Here is a 14,648-nt window from a genome sequence, read left to right on the forward strand (position 1 = left end):
TTCCTTATGCCGAGTGCTCGATTATGCCGAGCACCCGGCTTTATCGCGTCGATTCGTTCGGTGAATGGAGCAATTTCCTGTGCACGACTCGGGATAATCCAGGGCCTTTCTCGAATAATCTAAGAGCTTTCCCGGTTGGCCATCCTGGCCACGGGAGAGAACAACAATGCATTTCCAATTCGAGAACGACGCCAACTCATGGTTGCACAGCTATGATTGCTACTTGCGTGACGTCGCCGGTGTGGCGGCAGCGACGCGGATACGATACTGGCGCGTCGTACGCCGGTTCGTTGCCGCCTGTTTTGATGACACTGCCCAATGGGCCACGCCGTCGGTTCAGCAGATCATTGGCTTCATCTGCGAGGAAGCGGCATCGAAGAAGGGGTGTGGCCGCGGAGTGCCGGTGACTGCGGTTCGGTCATTCCTACGGTTTCTGGCTTGGCGCGGCATCGTACCAAGCGGGCTCGATCGCGCGATTCCGAGGACGCGGCTGGCGGCGCATGCGAGCTTACCGCGGCGCCTATCAGCCGACGACATTTCGCGCTTACTCGACGCGGTTATGACCAGCAAAGCGCCGTGCCGCGATCGGGCAATACTGCTCCTGGCCGTGCAGTTGGGGTTGCGCTGCGCCGAGATCATTGCAATGGAGATCGACGACATCGATTGGCGAGCCGGTGTCATTCGTACCCGCATTCGCAAGTCACACCGCGAGAGGGCGTTGCCCTTACCTCAGGATGTGGGGACGGCGCTTGCAGCGTATATTGAACAGGAGCGCCCCTCTGGGTCGGGTCGCGGCTTGTTCATAGGCGTCAACAATCCGCCCAGCCGTCTCAGTAATACCACTGCGATCACCCAGATCGTCAAGCGCAACCTGAGGCGCGCTGGGATACCGCTCGGTCGGCTTAGCGGCGCCCATATGCTCCGCCATACGGCAGCGAGCCGATTGATCAACGGCGGTGCAAGCTTCAGCGAGGTTGCCGACCTGCTAGGCCACCAACGCCTCCAAACCACTGCCATCTACGCCAAGCTCGACCTTCCCACACTATCGCGCGTCTCGATGCCATGGATCGGAGGTGCGCGATGACCGGTCCGCTGGAATTCGAGCGACATGTCGATGACTATCTAGCGATCCGCAAGGCTGTCGGCCTGACAAACACGAGACATGGGCGTGGGCTACGAGATTTCATCGCTTACGCCAAGAACATCGGCGCGACCGATGGGTCTCCAATTCGAGCGGCTACTGCGGTCTCCTGGGCATGGGATCACGCGCCTGCGACGTGCGGCATCAGGGGGCGAGGCGATCGGCTTATCCTCGTTCGCGGCTTTCTTAATTATCTGGCTGCGATCATTCCGGGAACAGAAGTGCCGGGCTCGCGCGTCATCGCCGCAGGTCGGCGGCGGCGGCCGTATGTGTTCTCCGATGACGAGATGACGACTCTGATAAATTCGGCGAGACAGCCAAACTCGCACGTACCGTTTCGACCAATCGTGCTGTCAACAATGCTTGGTTTGCTCGGAAGCACCGGGGTCCGCGTAGGCGAAGCGTGTCGTTTGACCATTGCCGACGTGCGCCTCGCCGATGCCCACCCCCACCTTCAAATCCTGCAAACGAAGCTCCATAAATCGAGGATTGTGCCGATCCATGCGACTGTTGTTGCGGCCCTAAGCGGTTATTTTGAGGAACGACGTACCCACGAGCGTGATACTTGGGGCGATCGACTGTTCGTCAATCGGGATGGCCGTCCGCTCGACGTCCACGATCTTGGACGTTGGTTCACGAGTCTATGCCAGAGCGTTGGGATCGAGCCGGCGAACCCGCATGATCGCCGCCCCTGTCTCACCTCGTTTCGCCATACGTTTGCAGTGCGGCGCTTGTGCGAGTGGCACAGCGCGGGTTTGGACGTGCAATCGCTACTGCCAACGCTGGCGGTCTATCTTGGTCATGTTGGGCCAGAAAGCTCCTACTGGTATCTCTCCGCCACGCCAGACCTCCTGAGAGCAGCAGGAGCGCGCTTTACACTCGATCGTTCGGCGGGAGGCGAGGGATGAGTGCACCTGTCACTCTTGTTGGTCCGCACCTTCAGCGATTCTTCGCCGAGCACTTGGCTGTGCACAAACATGCCAGCCCTCGAACAGTGGCTTCTTACCGAGACACCTTCCGCCTCCTGTTGCAGTTTATGCAGGATACGACCGGGATCGCGCCGACGGCCCTTCCCGTTGCCAAGATCGATGCCGATGCCATCCTCGCGTTCCTGAACCATGTCGAACGCAACCGTCGCTGCAGCGTCCGTTCTCGCAACGCCAGGCTTGCAGCCTTTCGAGGCTTCTTTCGCTTCGTGTCCCTCCACGACCCAAGTTGTTTGGGAATGGCAACTCGGATCATGGCGATCCCAAACAAGAGGTTTGAAAAGAAGCTCGTCGGTTTCCTTAGCCGCGCCGAGGTGAAGGCGTTGATCGCTGCTCCAGACTGCAGCACATGGTCGGGTCGACGCGATCACGCGTTGCTCCTGGCTCTCTACAACACAGGGGCCAGAATCTCCGAGATCATTGGGTTACGACGCCGTCAGCTGTATCTCGATGCCGGCCACGCAAATATCCAGCTGTTGGGAAAGGGCCGGAAGGAGCGCGTCATCCCGCTCTGGGACGAAACAGCTCGCGTTTTGCGTGGATGGCTTCGCGAGATCGACGATGCGCCGGATGCAATCATCTTTCCAAGCGCTCGGAGCCAGCCACTGTCACGCGATGGAGCCGACTACATTCTACGCCGAGCTGTCATCAAAGCGACGGCGTCCTGTTCAAGTTTAGCGAACAAGTCGGTGTCGCCACACGTCATCCGCCATAGCACCGCGATGCATCTGCTCCAGTCGGGGGTCGATCTTGCGGTCATCGCTTTGTGGCTCGGTCACGAGAGCATCCAGACGACGAACATCTACATAACCGCCGATTTGGCTTCCAAAGAAAAGGCTCTCGAAAGGCTCGATCCTGTACCCGGGAGATTCTCTCGCTACAGACCCACGGACAGGCTCATGGCGTTTCTCGCTACCCTGTGATTATGCCGAGTCACGCGTGCCAAACTGCTCGACTCCTTAAGCGAACCGACGCGATAAAGCCGGGTGCTCGGCATAATCGAGCACTCGGCATAAGAACGCCCGAAGGGGGAAAACCCGGCAAGGCCGGGTTTCAGCGTAGCCGACAGCCCGGTCCCGAAGGGAGACGCCCAACTGAGTAGGCGCGATCGATAGCCGGTGTCGATGCAACGTGGCGCGACACTTTAAGTGTGTCTCTCCATACGCATCACTCAAGAGTGGACGTGACCGGCCTCGACGGCCATGACTTGAGGCAGCATCGCGTCGACCGAATAGCGGCGCCCCGAAGGGATGGCGATCGGCCGAGCGCGCGGCCACATGAACCAGATCCAGGCGACGAGCTGGAGCGCGAGGTCGATGCCGAATGCGACCTGATAGGCGATCATCGGGTGGTGAGTGCCTTCGGGCCAGCGCTCGATGACAATGCCAATCAACTCCTGAAGTGCGAATGCCCCGCCGATATGAATGACATTCAATGCGGCATTGGCACGACCTGCCAATTCCTTTGGGAAATGGTTAGCCAGAATCGCGTAGCTCAACACCGTCACCGCGCCTGCAGCGGCGATCAGGCACCACAGGACGTAGGATGGCAGCGGCCATCGCAGGATCAGCGCGGTCTGCACCGTCATGAACAGTGCCGCAACAACCCCGACAACGGCCTGCGGCTCAACGTTGCGCCGGCGCAGGCGGGTGGCCAGTGCTCCAAGCAAGACAGCACCGATACTGAGCGCCACGGCCATGGCCAGCAGATGGTTGACGAGCGCGGCGCGGTCTAGTCCTTCGACGTCGGCGAGCCAGGGCGCGGCCCACAGTCCCTGGAGCGCCCAGGCGGGTCCGATCGTGGTCGCAGAAAGTGGCGCCAATCGCCAGAAGCGTGAATCTGCGTAGATTTCTCGAAGTCCGGCGAAAGGGCGGCTGTTGTTTGCTGAAGGCGACGGCGGTGCTTCAGGGACTAAGAGATAGACGGTGCCGGCCGCAACCGCGGTCGCCGCGGCAAGCCATTCGAACAATCCGCGCCAACCAATAGAGGCCAATAGCCATTCGGACGGCGCCGTGGCAGTGACGGCGCCCAGCGCGCCAAGCATGACCATCCAGCCATTGACGAGCGCAACGCGCTCCTTTGGAAACCACAGCACGGTCGCTTTCAAGCCGGCAGCCAGGGCGGCGGCAACGCCGAGCCCGATCAGCGCGCGGCCGGCGAGCAGGGACAGGAAGCCATCGGATGCGCCAAACAGCGCCGCACCGCCGGCTGCTATCACCAGCAGCACGGCCTGGACCTGGCGAGGGCCATAGCGGTCGAGGAAAACGCCAATCGGGATCTGGGCGGCGGCGAAGGTGAGAAAATAGGCCGACGTGAGCAGGCCGAGACTGGACGGCGTCAACCCGAATTCGGCTGTCAGCGGCTCTGCGGTCAGCGCGCTGATTGTGCGAAACAAGTACGACAGGTAGTAGCCGAATGCGAAGGGCAGGAAGACGCGGAGGATGAGCGTTAGGTTTGACGCCCCGGCTTTGACCGGCTGCAGTGCGTCATCCTCGGGTTGCAGCTTCGCCGTCTGCGCAATCTCCGCCTCTTCAACCGGGTATTGATCGGCGGCCCCGGACGGGCTGCTCATCGCCTCGCAAGTCGCTTCCGCGGGATACCCTGCCGGCGCGCTTGCCGGACCCTGGCTTTCGGGAGACGGCCGCGTGGCACCTGTCGTGCCGAGCCGCTCAAGCGTCTCGCGTATCAGCGGGCGCCCCTCCTCGACGCGTCGTCCGACCTGCGCGGCGAATTCCTCGAAGCGCGCCGCGCCAAGTCGGCAGGCGGCCGGCTGCGCGGTGTCGGGCAGCGGCGGCGTGACCGTGAGATGATAGCGCGCATGCATCGCGACCGTTTCGTTGACCAATCGCAATTCGCGCGCCACGTGATCGAGCTGCCGACCCATCTGGGCCAGGCGCTGGTCCACGCCGGGCTGGTCGTCGCGCTCGTCCGCTGTATCGAGGAAGCGATCGAGCGCGGCGCCGACGAGCCCGGATTTGGTGGCGCCGCGGTGCTCGGCGGCGACTGCCAATCGCGAAACAAGATCCTCGCTGACATAGACGCAGATTTTTCGCTTCATGGCACGCCCTGCCCGATGACGGCCACGCGCGTGCAGGCACGAAACGACGGTACATTCGAACATCTCGCACTTTCCGCGGAAAGGATTGCCGAGCCGTGTGGACGTCCAGGCATCGTCGCGACGCTAAACCGGGCTTCGAGAATTTCACACATGTTCGACGCCGGGCCTCATCGCGTTCTTTGCGATGATAGAAAGGCAGCGAACTGCATCGGCGCAAGCTGCAAACCGCATGTCTCGCGGTTTCGGCGGGATCAGCGCGCAAAAACAGGCGCGAGCGTAAGCGTTAGCGGAAAGCTTTGAGCGACGAAATGAGCGCTCGCGCTTCGGGCGTGCGAAAGCTGGCAAGTGCGGCCGACCGTCAACATGCGACCACGTGCGGACGCCGCCCTATGATGCCTCGTGAACGCGGCCACGGATTTGATGAGCCGGGGCGGCATCTATTGTCGGTGCGATTGGCTGACAAGTGATGGGCACCGAGATTGTCAGACCTTCACCTCGTGCCGGGATTTCGTGCTGGCGTCATAAACGCGAACCTGCAAGCCCGGAAAACGACGCTTCAACGCGACGGCGCCGCTCTCGGCGCCTTCCCTGTTGTCAAACTCGGTCTTAATTCGCCCATCAATCTCGAGAGCGAAGCCGGTTGATGGAAGTTCGTTGGAGCGAGGAGCCATGCCGATGTCCAAGACTGCGTTGTGGCAGAATGGCTACTGTGAGTCCGGCTCCGCCGGCAAGAGGGTTCATGCGGATGCCATCGATTGCTGGCGTGTCGCCATCGACGATGCCGGGCCTGCCGGAAAGGTTGCTGGCAAATGCTGACACGGCTGGCAAAGAGCAGCATCAGCGCGGTGCATGCAGATCTCGCGGTCACCACGTCGTGGCTCACCGCGTGTCGCGCGGGTTGAATTTCGGCCAGTTGGTGAGCGGCTTCAGCTCCGGTAGATCGGCGGGCCGTTCGGGATAGTGGAATTCCGAGCCGCGCAGCCAGCGTCCCTTGAAGCGGTCCCAGAACAGGATCGCGTCCATCTGCCAGGTGAACTCGTAGACGCGCCAGGTGCCGTCGCCGCGGATAGTCTCGCCGGTGGCGTTGAACGGCAGGCTGTTGAGCTTGCAGAGCGCGTCGATCTCGAACCAGTTCTCGCGCAGAAAATTGTCCTCGATCGCGACGTGATACGGGCGGTCGGTGCGCCAGCGAGGACCGCCGCCACGAGGATGGAATCCCTTGCGCGGCATCAGGAGTTCGGGGATGCGGGCGATGGCCTGTCCGATCCGTCGCGCCTCGTCGGCGGTAAGCGTGGGGGCGCCGAAGCTGTAGCGGCTGGAGCCGTCGCGACAGAACAGCCAGGCGACGGTAACGCCATTGGCGTCTTGCACGATGTAACGCTCGGAATTCTCCCGGATCAGGGTCCACGGCGGCGGAAAACGGCGGCTTGACTCCATAAGAACAAAATAGGAACATACGGCACGTCAGGTCAACACGGAACCCGCCATGTCCGCCGCTCTACAACCCGAGACAGAGGATGATGACGGGCTGGAGGTCGCGGTGGCCGAGGTCGTAGCCGCCAGCAACGGCGACTTGCGTGCGGCGGTTCGCGCGCTGATCGTCGAGAACCGGAATCTCAATAAATCCGTCTCGCACGCCTTCATGCGCGGACGGTTTCGGACCTATGCGGGCTAGGCTGTGGAGGGATCCATGAAACATCAGAACCGGCACTCGTTCGTGACGGATGACCAGGCCATGCAGATGGGCGCCGACATGGCAATCCAGTTCATGCTGATGATGCTGTTTCAGGTGGTGTCGGAAATGGCGGATGATCCGCGCGGCTTGCGCTTGGACGTTCACGAGGAGCTCTCCGAGCTGATCGCAACCTATCGATTGCCACCGATGCCGGAGAATGCCGCACGGAAGGTCAAAGCCAGCGCGACGAAGATCCTTGATGGCATCATGTTGCGCTCGTTCGAGCAAACGTCGTCTGCCAGCCTATCGTAATTCAGTGGAAATCAGGATGCCTCGGCATCTGAGCGTTCGCGAAACTGCCTGAATCGGGTTAATCGCAAGATAGGTCGCAAGATTTATCGGAGGGTTCATGAGGATCGACGTCATCACGGCCGGCGCACATGAGCCCATTCTGCATTGCCCCAATTGCAATCACGAAATCAAGCTGACCGAATCCCTCGCCGCTCCGCTGCTCGACAAAAGTCGGCGGCAATTTCAAGAGCAACTGGCACAGAAGGATGCCGAGGTTGCTCGCCAAACCGATGCACTGCGCAAAGAGCAACAGGAACTGACTTTGGCGCGCCAGCAGGTTGAAGAGCGAGTTAGGCATCGTCTGGAAGCGGAGCGCGCCCAACTTGTCGCGACTGAGGCAAAGAAGGCAAAGGAAGCTGTGGCGGCTGAGCTGCACGCCAACGCGGCGGAAGCCGCCGAACTGCGGGGAATCCTCGAGGCGAACAACGCCAAGCTGGCGGAAGCCCAGCAGGCTCAAGCCGAGCTATTGCGAAGGCAACGCACTCTGGATGAGGAGAAGCGCGAGCTAGACCTCACTATCGAAAAGCGAGTTCAGGCGTCCGTCGTCGACATCCAGGCCAGGGCCAAGAAAGAGGCTGACGAGGCGGCCCGACTGCGCGTGCTGGAGAAGGATCAAACCATCGAGTCGATGGCGCGGACGATCGAGGAGCTGAAGCGCAAGGCCGAGCAAGGCTCTCAACAATCCCAGGGAGAGGTCCTCGAGCTTGAGCTGGAGGAACTTCTTCGTGGGCGCTTCCCCACCGATATCATCGAGCCGGTCGGCAAAGGCGAGCTGGGCGCAGACGTCGTTCAGCAGGTCAACGGGGCGGTGGGTCAAGCAGCCGGTATTATTCTCTGGGAGTCGAAGCGAACGAAAGCCTGGAGCGACGGTTGGCTGGCCAAGCTCCGCGATGACCAGCGCCGATGTGGCGCCGATGTCGCGCTGATCATCTCGCAGGCACTGCCAAAGCATGTCCAGCATTTCGATTTGATCGACGGCGTGTGGGTCACGCACCCGCGTTGCGCGATCCCAATGGCCATCGCGCTCCGCCAGACCCTGATCGAGGTCAACAGCTTGCGTCTGGTCCAGCACGGGCAGCAGACCAAGATGGAGCAGGTCTACCACTATCTGACCGGTATGAAATTCCGCCAACGCGTGGAAGCCGTGGTCGAGAAATTCAACGACATGCGCGAAGATCTCGACAAGGAGCGCAAGTTCATGGGACGGCAGTGGGCCAAGCGCGAAACGCAGATTGCCTCCGTGATCGAGTCGACCGTCGGCCTGGTCGGAGATCTCCGGGCAATTGCGGGCAAGGCAATGCCCGAGATTCCCAGTCTTGACATGCCACTGCTGGAGAGCTCGGCCTTGCCTGAGCGACAGGCTTCATGATGTTCGGCAACTCTGGTTGATCGAGCTGCTCGGCGAGAGCGCGGCCGCACGTTCTGACGCGTCTCCGCAATAATTCATGGCGCTGCTCGGATAAGTAACGCGAGCGCCTGTAAGCTTTGACGGCACTGGCGATCTCGTTTTCAGTATTTGCGCGCGATTACGACCGATTGCGCGATCGGACTGATCGAGCCCTTTTTTACCGATGCGAAGGCTGCGTTGAATGGGGGATAAGTCATCTCAACCTGTCCCCCATGCGACGGTGCCATCGAGCACATCACAGTAAGACGCCTCGCATCGAGGTGAGTGTTGAGGTTTTGGAGAAACATCTGGACAGGCTCGCGCTCGCGATCGACCGCGCCGGCAAACGCGGCGCTATGTACCTGCCGATATTTGAACGCCTCGAGGCTAAACTCGAAGAACTCAGGGCCAAGGAAGCGCGAATGGAGCGCGCTCGCCAACGCCTCAAATGATAGCTGGATCGAACGGAAAGACGATCTTCATCATCTCTTCCTGATAGAGCTTCAGCGAACCTCCCGACCCGTATTTTGGTCTATCGACGGTGTGACCCATCAGGATGCTGCGGAGCTCTTCGTCAATCCTGGCCTCCTTCATGCGGTCCTCAAAGGTATGGCGGAGCGAATAGATGACGTGCTTCTTCGTCGGGAAAAGTTTGTTCTCACGGAAATACTTTCCGGCCGCACTCGAGAAATTATTCTCGTTCTCCTTGTAGCTCGGGAATCCATTTGGGAATTTCTTCATGACTTCGAGCGCAACGCCGACGAGCGGTATGCGCCTGATCGACGACACGGTCTTGATCTCGCGCGGATCTTCGGGGTCAAGCCTCGGTTCGACAAGGATGTGCGGAACCGCGTCCCTGAGCTTGATGACGTCTTTATGTAGATTGCAAATCTCCCCGCCCCGCGCACCGGTTTCGCTGAGCACCAACACGATGCCGCGCGCTTCAGCGTTCATGCCGGCGAGTGTGCCCGGTTTGAATATCTTGTCACGCACCCACTCGATGGGGAAAGGCGGCCGCGATCGCTTGAATTTTTCACTAAAGGTCAGGCCATCGAACGGATTTTGCCTGTCGATGTCTCCGAGGTGCTTGAAGTATTCCTCGTAGAGAATCCTCATGTCACCCATACGGCGTTTGCCCAAGGAGGCGGATCGCTTTTTACTGCCGTCTGTTGGGGCGAGGCGTTTGACCCAGTGTTGATAGAATTGCCTGGCGTGGTCTCGCGTGATGTCGATCATCGCCAGATCGCCAACGACCACGATGAACGATGTCACCGCGAGCTTCTTGACCTTCTTCCATTGCTCCCTTTGCTTCTCGCTTTTGCCGGCAAGCTCGGCCGCCCTGATCTCGTCGCAGAAAACGTCGAACACATCAGACACTTTGATCTTCGGCTGCTCGACGCCACCGAGTATCGCTGTCTCGACCGCCACTGGGGTCCGGACGTCGCTGATCGCCGTCATCCGTCGCAGGATATCCTCGAACGGAAGATTCGCGACCTCATTGGCTGGCTTGTATGTGAATCCGAGGGCCTCGGCGCGGGCCCTCGCCACCTGATAGGCGGAGAGCGCCTTCGCGTTGTCGCCGTCGGTGAGCAACGCCCCCCAAAACGCGCGGTCCGCTTGCTCAAGCAGATCCCGCTTCGCGCGAGCCTCGGCGAGATCGTCTGTTTTGAGCGAGTGACGGATAAACGGCGCACGATCGTCCAGGTGCTCGACCGACTTCGGAACACGTCTCCAGTAGTAATAGAGTCCATCGCGCAGGAGCAAAAAGCGGTCCTGCTGCCGTTGCCGTACCACCGTCTCGTCTCCGGCATGTATCACATAATGTATCCCGTTATGTATCACACTTTTAGCCAAAGTCGAGTGCGCGGCCAGCAGATATTTTTGGCTTCTCGTTGTATTTCAGATGGTTATGAATGACATTGGAGGCGATTTTTGGTGCGCTCGGAGGGACTCGAACCCCCACGATGTTACTCACTGCCACCTCAAGGCAGCGCGTCTACCAATTCCGCCACGAGCGCGATGGTTTCAGCCGGCCAGCGGGATCGGGCCGGATCAACGGCGCCGATGTAACAAATCGAGTCTGGGGGGACAAGAGCCGCGAGCAACGGAAATCCGGGGTTTGCAGCGGCTTTTTTAGCGCCAGGGCGAGGCCGCCGCGTTTCAGCGGCTTCCCGGCAATTTCGGCAGCATCTGCTTGACCTCGACCGCGATGCGGCTGCGGTCGACCAGCACCACGCCGGAGGCAATCGGCAGGTTGTTGGCGAGCACCTTGACCTCGTCGGCCTCGGTGGCGTCCAATTCGATAATGGCGCCCCGGGACAGCCGCATCACCTGGTGGACGGGCATCGTCGTGGTCCCGAGGACCACCATGAGATCGACGGTGACTTTATCGAGGGTAGGCACTTGGACACCGCCGAACGGGACTAAATTTCTCGCTTAGAGATCACCACGTTATGGTTATCCAATGGTTAATGCCCGCCAAAACCTCGACCTGACAACCTTCGCCGCAGCCGGCGGCGGACCCGCGGAGTGGCGGATTTCCGACGGGGTGGTTGATTACCCGGCGGCCGTCGCCGCCATGGAGGCGCACGCCGCCGCGATCGCCGACGGCCGCGCGGCGGAACTCGTGTGGCTCCTGGAGCATCCTCCGCTCTACACCTCCGGTACCTCGGGCAAGGCGCACGACCTGCTCGAGCCGCGTTTTCCGCTGTTTGCCACCGGACGCGGCGGCCAGCTCACCTATCATGGCCCCGGCCAGCGCGTCGCCTATGTCATGCTCGACCTGAAGCGGCGGCGGCCCGATGTTCGCGCCTATGTCGCAGCGCTTGAGGAATGGATCATCCGGACACTTTCGGCCTTCAATGTGCGCGGCGAACGACGCGAGGACCGCGTCGGGGTCTGGGTGAAGCGGCCGGACAAAGGCTTGGGCTTCGAGGACAAGATCGCCGCCATCGGTGTGCGGCTGAAGCGCTGGGTGTCGTTCCATGGCATTGCCATCAACGTCGAGCCCGATCTCGGCCATTTCTCGGCGATCGTGCCTTGCGGGGTCGCCGATCCCCGTTATGGGGTGACCTCGCTCGTCGATCTCGGCCACCCGATCGGCCTTGCCGAGGTCGATATCGCGCTGCGGCGGGCATTTGAGGAGATTTTCGGGCCTACCTTGGCCCACCTGCCGGACACAGTGACCTGGACTCTCCCAATGGACGGCTGAGGGCGAGGAACAAAGCCGGTAAGAGCACGTTGGAACCGCCGGGGTCGAAATGGTCGCAAGAAAGCCGCAGCAAAGAGACCTGTTCGAGAGCGAGCGAAGCTTCCGGCTGCTTGTCGAAAACGTTGCCGATTATGCGCTCCTCATGCTCGATCCGACCGGGGTCGTGACAAGCTGGAACAGCGGCGGCCAGCGCATCAAGGGCTATTCCGCCGAAGAAATCCTCGGCCGGCATTTCTCCTGCTTCTACACCGAGACCGACCGCGCCAACGGCAAGCCATCGCGCACGCTGCGGATCGCGCGGGAACAGGGCCGTTACGAGGAGGAAGGCTGGCGCGTCCGCAAGGACGGCACGTTCTTCTGGGCCAGCGTCGTCGTCGATCCGATCTATGAGAACGGAAGGCTGGTCGGCTTTGCCAAGATCACCCGCGATATCACCGAGCGCCGCGAAGCGCAGCTCAAGCTCGAGCAGATGCAGAAGCATCTGGCGGAGGCCCAGAAGCTCGATGCGCTCGGCCAACTCACCGGCGGCGTGGCGCACGACTTCAACAATATCCTGATGATCATCTCCGGCAGCCTGCACTTCCTGAAGAAGAGCGCAGCGAGCGAGCCCAAGGCGCAGCGCGCGATCTCCGCGATCGAGAAAGCGACCAAACGCGGCGCGGCGCTGACCAGCCAGCTCCTGACCTTCGCCCGAAGGCAGAGCGTCTATCCGCAACCGATCAATGTCGCGGAGCGGATCGAGGCCGTTCGCGAGGTGCTCGATACCGGCGTTGGCAGCGCGATACGGCTGGCGTTCGACTTTGAAGAGGGACTCTGGCCGATCACGGCCGATGTTTTGGAGCTCGAGACCGCGCTCGTCAATCTCGTCATCAACGCCCGTGACGCCATGCCGGGCGGCGGCACGATCGTCATCTCGGCGCGAAACATCCCTGCCGATCAGCCGGACACACCCGACTTTGTGGAGATCAGCGTGGAAGATTCCGGCCAGGGCATCCCGCCCGACGTGCTCGGCAAGATCTTCGATCCCTTCTTCACGACCAAGCCGGTCGGCAAGGGCACCGGGCTTGGATTGTCGCAGGTCCACGGCTTCGCCTATCAGGCGGGCGGAACGGTGAAGGTTCAAAGCGAGCTGGGCAAGGGCACGACGGTGACGATCCTGCTGCCGCGCGACCAGATCGACTTGGTCGCCAACAGAGCCGCCGCGACTGAGATCGGCGGCAGCGGCACCGTGCTCCTGGTGGAAGACAATCCCGATGTCGCGTCGGTGAGCGCGAGCCTCCTGGAGCAGCTCGGCTACACCGTTCACCGCGTGACCGACGCCGACGCGGCACTACGCGAGATCGAGCGCGACAACGTCGATCTCGTTTTCTCCGACATCGTCATGCCCGGCAAGATTGATGGCCTCACCCTCGCCCGCCGCCTGCGCAAAATGCGCCCCGAGCTGCCGATCCTGCTCGCAACCGGTTACAGCGATGCCGCCGCGGGCGTGCACGATGACTTTCCTGTCCTGCGAAAGCCCTACGAGATCCATCAGCTCAGCCGGGCGATCGCGAAGCTGACGCACTGAGGTCGCCTCGCGGGTATCAACGAAGGCCCGTGTCGGCCTGCCGCTGTGCGTTGTGACGGTCCTCTAGCTAGACCGTGGGCAGCACCGAAAACGCCTCGCCCGCCTGCCGCAGATCGAGCTGGTCGGCCCGCGCGGTCTCGTTGAGCACGGCCTCGACCCGCGCCGAGGGAGGGCCGTGACGGCACAGCGCGACCATTTCGGCCACAGCCTTCGGTGGACCTGCAAACAGCGCTTCGACGCTGCCGTCGCGGCGGTTGCGCACCCACCCCTCCAAATGGCTCGCGACCGCCTGGTATTCGACCCAGGCGCGGTAGCCCACGCCCTGCACCCGGCCGCGGATCGTCACAAGGAGAATGGCGCGCGGTTTGCTCATTTCGCTTTGCTCATGTCAGGCCTAGAAACGCCGCGATCCGCGCCCTGGTTTCCGCCTCGCGCGTGACGCGGCCGGTGAGCTCGCTGGAAGCCAAACCTTTCAACTGCTTGGGCGGCGTTCCCTGACGCAATGCTTGAAGCGTCTCGTGGACCGCTAGCGTGGCGGCCGCGATCGGCGCGTGTCCCTGCAGCGCGATACGGACGCGCTTGTCGCGGAGCCAGTCGAGATCGATCATCTCCTCCGGCGCGCCGCCGAGCACGATCGGCAGCCGTGTCGCTGCCGAGATCGCCTCGACTTCGTCGCGCGACTTGATGCCGGTGAAGAACAGCCCGTCGACGCCGGTCGCCTCATAGGCCCGCGCGCGCTCGATGGCGTCGCCGAGCGTGGTGACCGTCGCGGCGCCGGTGCGTGCCAGGATCACCAGCGCCGGATCGCTGCGGCCACTGACTGCGGCCTTCATCTTGCCGATGCCCTCCTCCAGCGAGATCAATTGCGTTTTCTTCTCGCCAAAAGCCTGCGGCAAGAGCGTGTCCTCGATGGTGAGGCCGCCGCAGCCTGCGGCTTCCAGCTCCTGCACTGTGCGGCGGACATTGAGCGCGTTGCCATAGCCATGATCGGCATCGACCAGCACCGGCAGGTGAGCTGCGCGCGACATCCGCCGCATCTGCTCGGCGAGCTCGGTCAAGGTGATCAGCGCGATGTCGGGATCGCCGAGCACGGCGAGCGAGGCGATCGATCCGCCGAACATGCCGACCTCGAAGCCGAGGTCCTCGGCGATACGGATCGAGATCGCGTCGTAGACCGATCCCGGTCGAATGCAGCGTGCGCCCGACAGGATGGCGCGCAGTTTCTCTCGGCGTTGACGAAAGGCCATGGCATTCCCCAATTGTCATTCCGGG

The 14,648-nt window shown here is 61.7% G+C and carries 17 protein-coding genes and 1 tRNA gene; 9 read left to right on the forward strand and 9 right to left on the reverse strand.

The window, feature by feature from the left end:
• Window positions 1–166 precede the first annotated feature (166 nt).
• From VKR55_RS19295 to VKR55_RS19305, 3 genes are read left to right on the forward strand one after another with little or no spacing between them, the layout of a single operon-like run.
• A complete protein-coding gene (locus tag VKR55_RS19295) occupies window positions 167–1,084 on the forward strand; it encodes a tyrosine-type recombinase/integrase (RefSeq protein WP_324405725.1) in 918 nt (305 codons plus the stop codon).
• Window positions 1,081–2,049 (forward strand): tyrosine-type recombinase/integrase, encoded by a 969-nt coding sequence (locus VKR55_RS19300; RefSeq protein WP_324405727.1) that lies wholly within the window; start codon window positions 1,081–1,083, stop codon window positions 2,047–2,049. Before VKR55_RS19295 ends, VKR55_RS19300 begins: the two co-directional genes overlap by 4 nt.
• Complete coding sequence (locus tag VKR55_RS19305; RefSeq protein ID WP_324405729.1) at window positions 2,046–3,050, forward strand: site-specific integrase; 1,005 nt, start codon at window positions 2,046–2,048, stop codon at window positions 3,048–3,050. The genes VKR55_RS19300 and VKR55_RS19305 overlap by 4 nt, the downstream gene beginning before the upstream one ends.
• Before the next feature lie 248 nt (window positions 3,051–3,298).
• Here the strand turns inward: VKR55_RS19305 and VKR55_RS19310 are convergent, their stop codons facing one another.
• The gene (locus tag VKR55_RS19310) at window positions 3,299–4,699 is read right to left on the reverse strand and encodes an MFS transporter (RefSeq protein WP_324405730.1); all 1,401 of its coding nucleotides are present in this window, start codon (window positions 4,697–4,699) and stop codon (window positions 3,299–3,301) included.
• A 246-nt stretch (window positions 4,700–4,945) separates the two neighbouring features.
• Here VKR55_RS19310 and VKR55_RS19315 point away from each other — a divergent pair, with 246 nt between their 5' ends.
• Window positions 4,946–5,485, forward strand: coding sequence for a hypothetical protein (locus VKR55_RS19315; protein WP_324405731.1), 540 nt, complete (start codon window positions 4,946–4,948; stop codon window positions 5,483–5,485).
• A 182-nt stretch (window positions 5,486–5,667) separates the two neighbouring features.
• On the opposite strand, the gene VKR55_RS19320 is transcribed toward VKR55_RS19315, so the two are convergent.
• Complete coding sequence (locus VKR55_RS19320; RefSeq protein WP_324405732.1) at window positions 5,668–5,856, reverse strand: hypothetical protein; 189 nt, start codon at window positions 5,854–5,856, stop codon at window positions 5,668–5,670.
• 208 nt (window positions 5,857–6,064) lie between these two features.
• The gene (locus VKR55_RS19325; protein WP_324405733.1) at window positions 6,065–6,556 is read right to left on the reverse strand and encodes a hypothetical protein; all 492 of its coding nucleotides are present in this window, start codon (window positions 6,554–6,556) and stop codon (window positions 6,065–6,067) included.
• A gap of 115 nt (window positions 6,557–6,671) precedes the next feature.
• Between VKR55_RS19325 and VKR55_RS19330 the strand changes: the two genes are divergently transcribed.
• The 3 genes from VKR55_RS19330 (at window position 6,672) to VKR55_RS19340 (ending at window position 8,580) form a co-directional block, all read left to right on the forward strand.
• Window positions 6,672–6,860: a hypothetical protein gene (locus tag VKR55_RS19330; RefSeq protein WP_324405734.1), complete on the forward strand. Its 189-nt coding sequence runs from the start codon at window positions 6,672–6,674 to the stop codon at window positions 6,858–6,860.
• Between the two features lie 15 nt (window positions 6,861–6,875).
• The gene (locus VKR55_RS19335; protein ID WP_324405735.1) at window positions 6,876–7,172 is read left to right on the forward strand and encodes a hypothetical protein; all 297 of its coding nucleotides are present in this window, start codon (window positions 6,876–6,878) and stop codon (window positions 7,170–7,172) included.
• 97 nt (window positions 7,173–7,269) lie between these two features.
• Complete coding sequence (locus VKR55_RS19340; RefSeq protein WP_324405736.1) at window positions 7,270–8,580, forward strand: DUF2130 domain-containing protein; 1,311 nt, start codon at window positions 7,270–7,272, stop codon at window positions 8,578–8,580.
• Between the two features lie 140 nt (window positions 8,581–8,720).
• Here VKR55_RS19340 and VKR55_RS19345 read toward each other — a convergent pair whose 3' ends face one another.
• The 4 genes from VKR55_RS19345 to VKR55_RS19360 form a co-directional block, all read right to left on the reverse strand.
• Entirely contained in the window at window positions 8,721–9,038 is a 318-nt protein-coding gene (locus tag VKR55_RS19345; protein WP_324405737.1) for a hypothetical protein, read from the reverse strand.
• Window positions 9,039–9,042: 4 nt separating this feature from the next.
• Entirely contained in the window at window positions 9,043–10,392 is a 1,350-nt protein-coding gene (locus VKR55_RS19350) for a DUF6538 domain-containing protein (RefSeq protein WP_324405738.1), read from the reverse strand.
• A gap of 139 nt (window positions 10,393–10,531) precedes the next feature.
• Window positions 10,532–10,616, reverse strand: a tRNA-Leu gene (locus tag VKR55_RS19355).
• A 142-nt stretch (window positions 10,617–10,758) separates the two neighbouring features.
• Window positions 10,759–11,001 carry a FliM/FliN family flagellar motor switch protein gene (locus VKR55_RS19360; RefSeq protein WP_324405739.1) on the reverse strand — a complete coding sequence of 81 codons (243 nt, stop codon included), beginning with the start codon at window positions 10,999–11,001 and terminating at the stop codon, window positions 10,759–10,761.
• A gap of 61 nt (window positions 11,002–11,062) precedes the next feature.
• On the opposite strand from VKR55_RS19360, the gene lipB reads away from it, so the two are divergent.
• Together lipB and VKR55_RS19370 are read left to right on the forward strand one after the other, a co-directional pair.
• Window positions 11,063–11,809 (forward strand): lipoyl(octanoyl) transferase LipB, encoded by a 747-nt coding sequence (gene lipB, locus VKR55_RS19365; protein WP_324405741.1) that lies wholly within the window; start codon window positions 11,063–11,065, stop codon window positions 11,807–11,809.
• Window positions 11,810–11,858: 49 nt separating this feature from the next.
• Window positions 11,859–13,376, forward strand: coding sequence for a PAS domain-containing sensor histidine kinase (locus tag VKR55_RS19370; RefSeq protein WP_324405743.1), 1,518 nt, complete (start codon window positions 11,859–11,861; stop codon window positions 13,374–13,376).
• A gap of 67 nt (window positions 13,377–13,443) precedes the next feature.
• Here the strand turns inward: VKR55_RS19370 and VKR55_RS19375 are convergent, their stop codons facing one another.
• On the reverse strand, window positions 13,444–13,749 hold the full coding sequence (locus VKR55_RS19375; RefSeq protein WP_324405745.1) for an acylphosphatase: 306 nt from the start codon (window positions 13,747–13,749) through the stop codon (window positions 13,444–13,446).
• A gap of 10 nt (window positions 13,750–13,759) precedes the next feature.
• Window positions 13,760–14,623: an isocitrate lyase/PEP mutase family protein gene (locus tag VKR55_RS19380; protein ID WP_324405747.1), complete on the reverse strand. Its 864-nt coding sequence runs from the start codon at window positions 14,621–14,623 to the stop codon at window positions 13,760–13,762.
• Between the last annotated feature and the right edge of the window lie 25 nt (window positions 14,624–14,648).

Origin of the sequence: Bradyrhizobium sp. (assembly GCF_035309285.1) — a bacterium.
Classification (GTDB): domain Bacteria; phylum Pseudomonadota; class Alphaproteobacteria; order Rhizobiales; family Xanthobacteraceae; genus Bradyrhizobium.